The following is a 12,630-nucleotide window of genomic DNA, read 5'->3' on the forward strand; positions in this document are numbered from 1 at the left end:
ACGATCCCCCGAAAACATCCCCAAGCCTTAACCACCCAAGAAACGGACAGAGACGATGAACTGGTCATTCCAACTCTACAGCGCCCGCAATTTCCAGCCGTGGGACGGCATCCTGAAAATGCTCGGCAAGCTCGGCTACAAGGAAGTCGAAGGTTTCGGCGGCGTCTATGACGACCCCACGGCGTTCCGCGCCGAACTCGACAAGAACGGGCTTTCGATGCCGACCGGACATTTCTCGATCGATGCGCTGGAGAATGATTTCGACGGGGTACGCAAAACAGCCGACGCACTCGGCATCACGCTCGTCATCTGTCCCTATCTGCTGGCCGAGCAGCGGCCGGCCGACGCTGCCGGCTGGCGCGGCTTTGGCGAGCGTCTGGCCAAGGTCGGCGAGACCGCAAAAAAAGCCGGCTACGGCTTTGCCTGGCACAACCATGATTTCGAGTTCAAGACACTCGCCGACGGCTCGGTGCCGCAGGATCACATCCTGTCGGCTGCGCCCGACATCGGCTGGGAGATGGACGTCGCCTGGGTAGTCCGCGGTGGCGTTGATCCGCTGCCGTGGATCGAAAAGCACGGCAAGCGCATCAGCGCCGTCCATGTCAAGGACATGGCCAAGTCAGGCGAAGGCCTTGACGAGGACGGCTGGGCGGATGTCGGCCACGGCACCATCGACTGGGCCGGCCTGATCAAGACACTTCGGGCGAAGAGCGCGGCCAAATATTACGTCATGGAACAGGACAACCCCAACGATATCGAGCGCTTCGCCAGCCGCTCGCTCGCATCCGTCAAGGCTTACTAGGAACAATCATCATGGCAAAGAAACTGGGTATCGGCGTCATCGGCTGCGGCAACATCTCGAAAGCGTATTTCTCGCTGGCGCCGCTGTTTCGCGGCATTGAGATGCGCGCCTGCGCCGACATCAACATGGACGCGGCCAAGGCACGGGCGAAGGAGTTCAAGCTGCGCGCCGAGACCGTCGAAGAACTGCTCAAGGATGACGAGATCGACATCGTCGTCAACCTCACCATCCCGGCGGTGCACTACGGGGTGTCGAAGCAGATCCTCGATGCCGGCAAGCACGTCTATTCGGAAAAGCCGTTCGTGCTGTCGGTCAAGGAAGGCCTCGACCTCAAGAGCCGGGCCGAGAAGAAAGGGCTGCGCATCGGTTCGGCTCCGGACACTTTCCTCGGCGGCGCGCACCAGCTGGTGCGCAACCTCATCGACACCGGCGCGCTCGGCAAGATCACCAGCGGCACATGTCATGTGATGGGCCACGGCATGGAGCACTGGCACCCCAATCCCGATTTCTTCTTCCAGCCGGGCGCCGGGCCGGTGCTCGACATCGGGCCCTACTACATCACCAACCTAATCCAGCTGATCGGGCCGGTGAAGCAGGTGGCGGCCTTCGCGACAACGCCTGCCAAGGAGCGCACGATCTCGTCGAAACCGCGCGCGGGCGAGAAAATCCCGGTCAACACGCCGACAACGATCCACGGCCTGCTGGAGTTCGAGAACGGCGCCGTGATCACGCTCAACACCAGCTGGGACGTCTGGGCGCATGGTCACGCGCCGATGGAACTCTATGGTGAGACGGGCACGGTGTTCGTGCCGGATCCGAATTTCTTCGGTGGCGACGTGCGCATAACCAAGGCGGCAAAACCGGTGAAGAAACTGCCGAAATGGCAGCATCCGTTCGGCGTGCCCAACGAAATGCACGGCCAGGGCATGATGGCCAACTACCGCACCGCAGGCCTTGCCGACATGGCGCTGGCGATCGCCGAGGGCCGGCCGCATCGTTGCTCGATGGAGCTCGCGCTGCATGCCGTCGACGTCATGACCGGCCTGTTGCGGTCGGGCGAGACCGGCAAGTTCGTCGCCATGCAGACCAGCTGCGAGCGGCCGGCTGCACTCGGCGTCAAGGACGCAAAAGAACTGTTGGCGAAGCAAAAATGAGGTAGAAGGGTGTCGGCGCGCTCGCGCCGACACCCATACAATCCAGGATCTGTACCCATGCGCTGGCAGCCGGCTGAACACCGCTATGAGAAAATGCTCTACAACAGATGTGGGCGATCCGGCCTGAAACTGCCGGCGATCTCGCTCGGCCTGTGGCACAATTTCGGCAACGACACGCCGCACAAGACCAAGCAGGCGATCGCGCGCAAGGCCTTCGATCTCGGCATCACCCATTTCGATCTCGCCAACAATTACGGTCCGCCGCCGGGCTCGGCCGAGATCGCCTTCGGCGAGATATTGCGCACCGACTTCGCCAGCTATCGGGACGAGCTGATCATCTCGACCAAGGCGGGCTATGAGATGTGGGCAGGGCCTTATGGCGAATGGGGCAGCCGCAAATATGTGCTGGCGAGCCTCGACCAGAGCCTGAAGCGGATGGGGCTCGACTATGTCGACATCTTCTATTCGCACCGCTTCGATCCGGATACGCCGCTTGAGGAAACGATGGGCGCTCTCGACCATGCGGTGCGTTCCGGCAAGGCGCTCTATGCCGGCATCTCGTCCTACAATTCGCAGCGCACGCGCGAGGCCGCCGACATATTGAAGCAGCTCGGTACGCCCTGCATCATCCATCAGCCGAGCTATTCGATGCTCAACCGCTGGGTCGAAGAGGACGGACTGCTCGATACGCTGGAAGGGCTCGGTGTCGGATCGATCGTGTTCTCGCCGCTGGCGCAAGGCATGCTGACCGACAAATATCTCGGCGGCATCCCCGAGGGTAGCCGCGCCAGCCAAGGCAAGTCGCTGCGGCCCGCCTTCATCAACGAAAAGACCATCGCTAACATCCAGGCGCTGAACGCGATCGCCGGCAAGCGTGGCCAGACGCTGGCGCAGATGGCGCTAGCCTGGGTGCTGCGCAAGGGCCGGGTCACCTCGGCGCTGATCGGCGCCAGCCGGCCCGAACAGGTCGAGGACTGCGTCGGCGCGCTCAAGGTGCTCGAGTTCAGCGATGCCGAGCTCGCCGAAATCGACACTTACGCACGCGACTCCGACGTCAATCTGTGGGCGGCGTCGGCCGAGCGCAAGGGACCGCCACGGAAGTAAGCGGAACAGCCGGCACCGGACATGAATCAAAACGGCGGGAAAGATCCCGCCGTTTTGCGCTTATCAAGCTTCGGGCCCGTTCAGGGCTTCTTGGCCGTGCCGAGACCGGCCTTGGGCGCCGCCGCGGCTGCCGGAGCCGGGGTCTTCATCTTGGCTTCGATCCAACCGGTGTAGTTAGCCAGCCGCGTGTAGATGCCGTAGGCATTCTTGTGGCCGCAAGCGGCGGTGCCGTCGGACGGACCTTCGCCCCAGGAGACGACGCCGACCTGGACCGGACCGCTGGCGCCGGTCATGAACAGCGGACCGCCGCTGTCGCCGTTGCAGGCGTCGCGTTCGCCGCTGTCGGTGCCGGCGCAGATCATGTTCTTGGTCAGCGGATCCGACATATCGGCGGCGATCGCATTGGCGGCGGCATCGATGCCCTTTTCCGAATAACGCATCCGGTGGGAGAGATCGCCAAGTGCCGCCTTCAGGTCATGCGCATAGATCGACTTGATGCCGCTGTTGCAGGCAGCGCTCGGCTCGAGATCGAGATCGGCCACCATCAGCGCGGTCGGGAAGGTGCCGTCCTGCATCTTGCCCCAGCCGATGACCGTGGTCTTGCCGCTGTCTGGCGTCGGCTCATTGGTGATCTTGATGACCGGCGCGTCGGCGGGCTCCGCCAGCCGGAGCAGGCCGAGATCATTGTCCAGCGTCTGTTCGCTGTAGCCCTCGTTGACGATGACCTCGACCACCTTGTAGCGCTTGCCTTCGGTAAGATCGGTGGCGCCGGTCAGCACGGTCACCGTATCGGGCGAAATCGGCCGGCCCTTGTCGTTGAGGCAGTGCGCCGCCGTCAGCACCCATTGCGGAGCAATCAGGCTGCCGCCGCAGAATTGCGCGTTCGGCTGCGAGGCCGGGCTGGGGTCCAGCCGGGCGCTGGTCAGCAGCGCCACCTGGAACGGATAGGCCCCTTTGTCGGCTTCCTTGCCGCCATAGACGCGGTCGGCCCCGTCGGGGCTCTCGGCCTTGGCCTTGTCCCGGGATTCGGCAACGCGCTGCATCGGCGAGACCGCCGCTTCCGGCCTGGCGGCGTCGTCGGCTGCATAGAGCGCGTTGACGGCGGGGAAAGCGGCCGCGATGCCCAGCAGCGATGCAGCGGCAAGCGGCCTGAACCGATGGATAATGTTCACCTTGAAACCCTCCTGAGATGAAAAATGCCGAGCCATGCCGCCATGACGCATAACCAACAGAATCGGTAGCGGTACCTCGATCGCCTTCTGCCAGAACGAACGACATCCGCGCGGTTATAAAACCGAAATACCACTTTTGCTAATCGTGCCCATCGGGCAGAGCCCACCCAAACCCTATAGCCCCCCACGGGCTACGTGGAAGCGATTTGTCATTGCCAATGTTGAATTATTTTAGGCAGTATATCGACGCGGGTGCGTTTGGCGGAGGGCTTTAACGAGGCCGCCCGGACCGATGATCCGATACGGGCGGGTAACCAAACTAATTTTTTAACTCCACCACGATCTCGACAATATTTCTGTATTTTGCTCCACTCCTTGCTGACTTTTGGGAGAGTCTCACCATGACGAAACTGACAACCACTATCATTGCGTCCGCACTGCTATCCACCGCACTGTGGACGGTGCCTGCCTTCGCCGCCGATCCCGGCTCAGCGAATGCCGGCAATGGCGAAAGCATGCGCGATCTCGGAACGGGCGACTACCAGCCCGGCCGTGCAAAGCCGATCGCGCCGCCGAAACTGACCGAAGATGAAGCCAGCCGGGCAGCGCCGCTGACCGACGAGGGCACGGCGGTCAAATCCTATGGCATCGTCGGACGTTCCGCCGATGGCAAGGACATCAAGATCGATGCAGGCGAGACGCTGAAGGACCTTGTCATCAAGGAATTGAACGCGCCCGCCAACACACCGAACGCCGACAAGACCGGATTGACGGGCGGCGACGAAGCCGGCCGCCAGGTGTTCGGGGCCGACGATCGCGAGCAGATCAAGAACACCAAGACCTACCCGTTCACCGCGATCGGGTATATCGAAGGCAAAGCCAAGAGCGGTTACGGCAGCTGCTCGGGAACCCTGATCGGTCCGCGCACGGTGCTCACCGCCGCGCATTGCCTCTACAGCAATGAAGACAAGGCTTGGCTCGACGACGTCATCTTCGTGCCGTCGCTCAACGGCAACACCGCCGACGATGCACCGTTTGGCGCTTTCAGCTACGAGAGCGTCTATATCCTGCAGGGCTTCATCGACAATTATCAGGGTTACTACGGCTCGGTCATTCCGTGGGACCTCGGCATCATTACGCTGAAGCAGGATGTCGGCACCAATCTCGGCTGGCTGGGTTATGCCAACTATGAGAACCTCGGCGATTTCACCGCAAACATCGTTGGCTATCCCGGCGACAAGCCGATGGGAACGATGTGGAAGGCGACCTGCGAAGTGAAAGCCGAAAACGTCGGCGCGGAGTATTTCCAGTACGACTGCGACACCTATCCGGGGTCGAGCGGCAGCTCGGTCTACGCCTACGACAATGGCGCCAAGCAGCGCGTCGTCACCGGCGTGAACGTGGCCGAAAGCCCCAACGCCAACACTGCGGTGCGCCTGAACGCTGCCAACGTGGCGTGGATCAACAGCCTGTACAAATAAGGCCCGATCTTTCGCCGGCAAACAGCGGCGATAACCAGCACTACCAAACCGGCGGCGGGACGTTCCTGCCGCCGGTTTTTTTGTATCGAAACACCTCTCTTGCACTGTGTTACAGCGGTGCTTACGCTAGGCGATCCAAGGGGTTGGGTAAGATGGCGCGGGCAAGAATGATCTTCGGAGTCAAAGCGATGGCGGCTGCATCCATGCTGGCCGCACTGACATGCTTTTCCGCTATGGCCGATCAAGGCGGTGCCACACCCGATGGCGCCTGGGCCGAGCGGGTGCAAATCCTCTATAAAAGCGAAACACGTTCGGTGCTGCGCAAGAATGTACGGGTCTGGGATTCCCACCCGGAATTGGGTCTTGATTTCACCTGGGAGCCGGCAGCCGGCGTGTCGCCGGACCGCACCGTCGCAGCCGACGGCACCGTCAACGGCAAGGGCAGGCTGGTCTGGCGCGTACGCGGCTCGGCGAGCTATGACCCCAAGACGATCTATTCCAGCTATTTCGGCGAGATCAGGAATGGCCGCCCCGAAGGACAAGGCCGGCTGGAGCTGCGTTCAGGCGAGGTTCTCGACGGCCGTTGGGTCGCCGGCCAGCTCGACGGCCATGCGATCCATGTCGATGCCGACGGCAATCGCTATGAAGGGCAATTCAGGGCCGGTGTGCCGAATGGCGAGGGCAGGCTGGAGACGAAGACAGGCGAGATATTCGTCGGCTCTTTTGCCGATGGGCTGAAGGACGGCAAGGGCCGCACCCGGCTGCCCGGCGGCACCGTCTACTGGTCGCAATGGGCGATGGGCAAGGAGATCGGCGGTGCGCGCCCCGACGTGCTGGCCGATGCCAGAGTGGGCGGGTTGCTCAAGGCGCAGACCGGCGGCGGTTCCGCCGACAAGGTCGAGATCGGCATTGCCGTCGACCAGCGCATGTCGCAGCAGGCCGACATGCAGTACCAGCATCTGGTGCGCGACGAAGACATCGCGATCTATCCGGTGTCGGACCAGTACAACGATGCCTGGAACGGCACCGGAGAGATTCGTACCGGCAATGTCTATGAAGGCATGGACTGGGAGACGGCGCCGGCCTTCGCCGAAGTCGACCTCAAGACCACCGACCAGTCGAGGGTCAAGATCGACAGCCTGGAAATGAAGGTGGCCGCGAGCGAGGCCTACCGCAAGCCGATGCTGTCGATCAGCGAGCACTATGGCTGCGTCGGCTTCCGCCCCGACTTCTCGATCGTCAACAATGGCTGGGGCGACGTGAAAGACATGAAGATGTCGATCCAGTTCACCAGGACCGACGAGGAGGACAACGCGACCGGCGAGCCGAGCCGCATGTTCACGAAGGACATCGGCACTTTCGGCGATGGCGTCGACGTCTCGATCAAGGACGTGCTGACTGAAGCCGGCGTCGACACAACCACGCTCGAGACCGAGCGCTTCACCTGCCCGTCAAGGGACAGCCTGGATGTCTGCCGCGCCCAGGTGGCCAACAAGGTCAAGTTCGGCGACGTTGCCGATTACATCAGCGGCAGCGTCGAGAAAATGAGCGTGACCGGGATTGGCAAGCTCGATTATTCCTGGGCGGACGATCAGGGCGCTGTCTACCAGCAGAGCGAGCCGTTTCGCGTCATCGTCTCGCTGGTCAGCATCGAGGTCCCAGAATCGCTCGCCGAATGCGGCGATGGCGGCGGCGCGTCGCCCGAAGCGCTGCGCTACCAGAACATCGAATTTCCGATCGGCAAGACCGATTACAGCATCCCCATGCCGGTGCGCGGCAACAAGAATCTCAGCGCCTACACGGCACGGCTGAAAATGTGGTCGTCAATGTCGTCGATCCATCGCTTCAGCATCGCCGCCCATTTCGCCGATGGCAGCACACGCGAGAGCAAGCCGGCCACGTTCTTCTATTTCAGGCCGAAGCAGTCGCTGTTCGAAACCAGCACCAAGCCGGCGGTCTGCTATCTGCCGGAAGATCTGCAAGGCTGTTGAGGTCCTGTCACGTCCTTTCGGGAATCGCGTCATTTCGAGCCCATCTCGAAAAAATTGGGCAGCGGGATCAGCCGGGCAAAGATCGTGCCCTGGCTGAACACCCTGAGTTCCAGCATCGACCCGGACGATCGTTCGGCTTTCTGGTCGAACAGGAAATTGCCGAGCGAATAGATCTCCGCAACATCGCCACCGCCGAGCGGCAGGATCGCCTCGCTCGATACATGTGGATGACCGCCGACGATTGCCGTGACACCGCGCAGCCGCATCTGGTCGGCAAGCATCTCCTCGTGCGGCGACGGCTCCGTCTTGTACTCGCGGCCCCAATGGACGAAGGCAATCACCGGCCGCTCGGCATTGTCGTGCAGCAGCCGGTCGAGCAAAGCAGGCGTCAGAAGGTCGGTGTTCCTGGAGCCGTTGGTATCGATGTCGGTCAGCCCGACCAAGTCGAGATCGGCAAGCGCCAGCGTCTCGCCCTGGCCGAAATGGGCGATGCCGGCCGCATCGAGTGCGGCCAGCGTCTCGGCATAGCCTGACGGGCCGAGGTCGTAGGCGTGATTGTTGGCGAGGCTGACAGCGGCGACATGCAATTTCTTGAGCATGTCGATGGCGAGGTCTGCGGGCATGGCCAGCGTCATGTCGTCGATCGCCTCAGGGACGTTGGGCAGGATCACGCCTTCGAGATTGACGATCAGCGGCCGCGAGCGGGTCAGGGCCAGCACGCTTTCGACGATCTTCTCGGCAACACCGTCGCGGACCAGGATCTTCTTCATGGCGCGGCCGAAATTCACGTCGCCCGCGAAATAGTAGAGCTTGTCGTCGGGACGGGCAGGATTGTTGATGCCGGGGCCGAAGGCGCCGAACAGCGCCACGACATAGCTGGTGGTGCGCTCGACATAGTCGCTTGAATGCGCCTGCGAGTTCTCGTTGGCGACGACCAGCGGCGCAGCACCGAACAGTTCGCGCTGCAGCCTGGTCTGGATATAGAGCGCACCGACCGAATCGGCGTGATCCGGCTGGCGCAGCGCCGTGATGCCGTCGAGCGAACCGGCGGCGAGCATGTTCAGCGTCTGCTGGTCGAAACGCCTGGCTTCGTGCTGCGGCAGATAATGTGAGAAATCGGTGGATTCGACGATCAGCGTGTCCTTGTCGACGATCGCTTTCAGCGCCTGCGCCAGCCGGTCCCAGTCGCCGCGCTTCGCCTTGACCGACATCGCCACCGGCACGATGGTTGCCTCGGGAAAATAATGGTGCAGGAAGGGCAGCATGGCTTGAACGCCGTGCTCCTTGGCGAAGAGGCAGGAGTCCTCGACCATCTCGCTGTTCGCCTGGATAAGGCGCAGGGCTGCCGTGTCGGCCATGACCGGGCCAAGCACAGTGTCGAAGCCGCGCGTCGTGGTGGCGAAGAGTTTCTGCGTCTTATGGAAATGGTCCGGCGACAGGATGACGATGCGCTTGTAGCGGAAGCCGGACGCGGCGTGGAAACCGAGTGCGACGAGATCTGCGACGAGCAGGTGGTGGGGGACTGTGATGCCGGTGAGGCGTTGGTTGGACGGCTCGATTCTGGCGACGGCGGCGATGGCGTCGGTGAAGAGTGTGGGGTCGGAGTAGAAGGACGGGAAGTTTGTGTCGCCGGGCGGGCAGGTGATGGGGGCGGCAGACGCTTGAAGCACTGAGAGGATAAGCAAGGCGGTGGCAAAGATCAGAATGCTGGTCCGTGCCCAGGCACCCCCCGCTGTCCTGCCGGACATCTCCCCCGCAAGGGGGGAGATTGGATGTCGCCTCGACTTTCGCCAATCACCAACCTTGAAAATAGATCTCCAGCAATGAAGAGACTGATCTCCCCCCTTGCGGGGGAGATGGCCGGCAGGCCAGAGGCGGGTGCCTGGGTGCCGACCTCTCACGGCTCAGCCAGCACAATGTTCTCCACGCCGCCGACATAGTAGAACGGCTTCTGCTTGGACGCGGTCAGCCGCAGCACTTCGCGCGAGATGTAGTCGGCGAGGCCGAACAGCGTCACGCCGCCGTCGGAGGTCTTGGCCCGGCCGCGCAGGCCTTCGAGGATCGAATAGGTGAAGACGCCATGGCCGAGCTCGGGCAGTTCGGCGGCGGTGTTGTTGGCAGCGGTGGCCGAGAAGACGACGATGCGTGCGTCCTGCGCGTCTTTTTCCAGGCGCGGGTTGAAGGCGTTGGCGGCGTGGCAGGTGTCGAGCAGCATGAAGCGCATGCCCTTGGCCCGCTCAACCGATTTCTGGATGTCGCCCCAGTCGACCAGCGAGGAGCGCTTCCAGCGGTCGGCATCCTGTTTGCGGCCGTCCGTGGGGATGAAATAATAATCTTCGTCGATGTTGATGCCGTGACCGGCGACGAAAATGATGGTGGTGTCGTTCTCGCCGGGTCTGTCGAGAAAGTCGGCGAGCTGGTCGTTGATCGTGTCGGAATCCGGTTCCAGGATGGTGTCGGCGCTGGCGACCTTGAACACGTCCTTGCCGGAATCGGGCGCCTCATCCAGCGCTTCGCGGTTGACCAGAACCAGCGTCTCCATCGCCGAAAACAAGGGCGCGGATTTCTGCGAGATCACCTTGAGGAATTCGGTGGCGTCATCGACGGGATAGCGCAGATCGCAGGCGTGGCCGGCGCATGCATCGGTGAGGAAAGGATATTTGTCGACGCCGATCACGGCGACGTAGAGCTTGCCCTTGTTGGCGGGCTTTTCGGTTTTCCTGCCAAGTGCTGTGACACTGCGCTCGGTCAGATAGCCGAACTCGTTGGTGCCGGTGATGCGAATGGTATTTTCGCCATTCTCGACCGGCACTTCGACGATGGTGCTCTTGCCGCCATCGGCCGAGCGCGCCGTGACATTGCCGACATTGCGGCTGTTCGACAGGATCGAAAATCCGGCGACATCGGCGCCGGCTTCCTGCGCGCCCGAAATCTCGACGGCGACATAGCCCTCGCGGACGTTGCTCTGGTCGGCGGCAAGCTTGATGCCGAATTCCGGCGGTTTGCGCTCGAGCAGCTTTTCCAGCTGGCGGTCGACGCCGGGGCGCATTTCCTGAACCGCCTGTTCGGCGCTGCGCAGGATGATGGCCCGGCGCACCATTTCCGGGCTCCAGAGATATTTTTTCAGCTGGCCGGCGCTGATGAAACGCCCTTCGTGGTCGCGACCCTGATTGACGTGCCAGCCTATCAACTTGTCGCCGTCGGCGGAGGAATAATAGTAGCCCTGCGGCATCCAGGCGATCCATTCGGAGCCGGCGAAGAACATCGACACTATCAGTTTGTGTGTCTTCAAATTCCACAGCCGCACGGTCTGGTCGGCGCTGCCGGTGACCAACAGCCCTTCCTTCTCGGCGGCAACCATGGCGTTGATCTCGCCGGTGTGGCCGGTGAATTCACCCGATAGCTCGGCGGTCGCGGTTTTGTATTCCAACAGCGTGCCGTCGCTGCCGCCGGTGATCAGGCCAAGCCCATTGCCGATCAGCGTGTAAGCCGAATGGACGAAGCCATTGGTGGCGGCATTCTCGATGCTGTGCATCACCTTTCCGCCGCTCGCGATTTCGAGCACGGCATTCTCCAGGCCGTCCTTGCCGCCGGGGGCAGCACGGAGCGACCACTCACCCTCTGCGAGTGCCGCGCGGGCATAGGCGCCCTGTTCCGCAAACGCCACCGGGTCCTCGAAGAACCGCTCGGCCGTCGGTAGCGCCAGCACCTTGTCCAGCGTGCCCTGCAGCTCGGGACAGGACACGCGTTCAGGGCAGGGGTTGGTGTTGCCCCAAGCGATGGAGCTGCTCGCCGCATCGATCCCGATCGCCGTCACCGGTTCGCCGACCCCTTGCAGCAGCGCCTTGCGCTCGCCGGTCATGGGGTTCCAGACCTGGATGGCGTTGCGGGTGCCGCCGGCTGTCGCCACCAGCGAGCCGTCGGCATTGCCGGCGCCAGCAAAGACCGTGCCGTCATGGCCGTTATAGTCGAGCAGTTGCTCGCCGCTGTCGGTATTCCAGACCACCGAGCGATGCTTGTCGGCGCAGCGATAGCTGCATGACGCCACAAGCCGCGAACCCGTCGCGAAGCTCAGAGCGCCGATCTGGAAATCCTGCTTCGGCATGGCGCGGACGAATTTGCCCGTGCTGGCCTGCCAGAGCTGGACGTCGCCGTCCTTGCTGCCGGTGGCGAACAGCCTGCCATCCAATGACACGGCGAGTGCGGCGACGCCGACATCGCGCAGCGGTTCGGCCTCGGCGGGCAAAGCGATTTCCTCTGACTTGGCGACGTCCCAGAGCCGGATGCCATTGTCGGTGGTCGTCGCTGCCAGCCGGGTTCCCGCAGCGGCGAAGGCGAGCTTTTCCACACGCCAGGAATCGGCATCGAATTTTTCCGCCAGCGTCCAGCCCGACGCGGATTTGTCGTCCGCCCGCCAGAGGTAGACGAAACCATCGCCACCGCCGGCGGCGAGCGTGTTTCCGTCGGGTGAAAAGGCGACATCATAGATGGCATAGTCGGCGGCCTTGAGCACGGTTTTGATCCTGCCGGTGGCGAAATCGAACAGCCTGATATCGCCATAAGGGGGCTTGTCGCCGATGCCGGCGCCGAAATAACCGCCGGCGGCGATCGTCTTGCCATCCGGCGACACGGCAATCGCAAAGACCTTGCCGTCATTGCCATTGCCAAGATAGCCGCGAATGGTGCGCAGCGTCACCCCGCTCTGCCAGTCCCAGATGCGGATGGTCTTGTCGTCAGATGCGGAGACCAGTTCCTCGCCGTCCGGCGTGAAGGCAAGGTCGGTGACCCTGGCGCTGTGGCCGCCGGTGTTGAGATCGAGGTGGAAATCGAGGTCCTCGGCACCGGCGGTTGACGTTAACGCCAGAAGACCGACCAGGATTAGCCACCGGATAGCACGCAAGGGATGGGAGCTGCCCGGCACCTTGT

Annotated in this window: 8 protein-coding genes; 5 read left to right on the forward strand and 3 right to left on the reverse strand. The window is 62.6% G+C overall.

The genetic code is table 11. The features are described from left to right. The first annotated feature begins 55 nt into the window (after window positions 1-55). Genes NLY42_RS12115 through mgrA form a run of 3 tightly spaced genes read left to right on the forward strand, consistent with a single transcriptional unit; the run spans window position 56 to window position 3,060 of the window. Complete coding sequence (locus NLY42_RS12115) at window positions 56-802, forward strand: sugar phosphate isomerase/epimerase family protein (protein ID WP_023669800.1); 747 nt, start codon at window positions 56-58, stop codon at window positions 800-802. Window positions 803-813: 11 nt separating this feature from the next. Continuing rightward, window positions 814-1,956: a Gfo/Idh/MocA family protein gene (locus NLY42_RS12120; protein ID WP_023754239.1), complete on the forward strand. Its 1,143-nt coding sequence runs from the start codon at window positions 814-816 to the stop codon at window positions 1,954-1,956. A 57-nt stretch (window positions 1,957-2,013) separates the two neighbouring features. Further along, the gene (mgrA, locus tag NLY42_RS12125; RefSeq protein ID WP_023754240.1) at window positions 2,014-3,060 is read left to right on the forward strand and encodes an L-glyceraldehyde 3-phosphate reductase; all 1,047 of its coding nucleotides are present in this window, start codon (window positions 2,014-2,016) and stop codon (window positions 3,058-3,060) included. A gap of 80 nt (window positions 3,061-3,140) precedes the next feature. On the opposite strand, the gene NLY42_RS12130 is transcribed toward mgrA, so the two are convergent. Continuing rightward, window positions 3,141-4,232, reverse strand: coding sequence for a S1 family serine peptidase (locus NLY42_RS12130; RefSeq protein WP_023754241.1), 1,092 nt, complete (start codon window positions 4,230-4,232; stop codon window positions 3,141-3,143). A 401-nt stretch (window positions 4,233-4,633) separates the two neighbouring features. Here NLY42_RS12130 and NLY42_RS12135 point away from each other — a divergent pair, with 401 nt between their 5' ends. After that, window positions 4,634-5,713 carry a trypsin-like serine peptidase gene (locus NLY42_RS12135; RefSeq protein WP_023754242.1) on the forward strand — a complete coding sequence of 360 codons (1,080 nt, stop codon included), beginning with the start codon at window positions 4,634-4,636 and terminating at the stop codon, window positions 5,711-5,713. A 188-nt stretch (window positions 5,714-5,901) separates the two neighbouring features. Next, window positions 5,902-7,704 (forward strand): MORN repeat-containing protein, encoded by a 1,803-nt coding sequence (locus NLY42_RS12140; protein WP_245261351.1) that lies wholly within the window; start codon window positions 5,902-5,904, stop codon window positions 7,702-7,704. A 29-nt stretch (window positions 7,705-7,733) separates the two neighbouring features. On the opposite strand, the gene amrB is transcribed toward NLY42_RS12140, so the two are convergent. Both amrB and NLY42_RS12150 read right to left on the reverse strand, forming a co-directional pair. Further along, entirely contained in the window at window positions 7,734-9,452 is a 1,719-nt protein-coding gene (amrB, locus tag NLY42_RS12145) for an AmmeMemoRadiSam system protein B (RefSeq protein WP_023754244.1), read from the reverse strand. Between the two features lie 149 nt (window positions 9,453-9,601). Next, window positions 9,602-12,625 carry a caspase family protein gene (locus NLY42_RS12150; RefSeq protein ID WP_031196898.1) on the reverse strand — a complete coding sequence of 1,008 codons (3,024 nt, stop codon included), beginning with the start codon at window positions 12,623-12,625 and terminating at the stop codon, window positions 9,602-9,604. Window positions 12,626-12,630: the final 5 nt, after the last annotated feature.

Source organism: Mesorhizobium sp. C372A (genome assembly GCF_030323245.1).
In the GTDB taxonomy this organism is placed as follows: domain Bacteria; phylum Pseudomonadota; class Alphaproteobacteria; order Rhizobiales; family Rhizobiaceae; genus Mesorhizobium.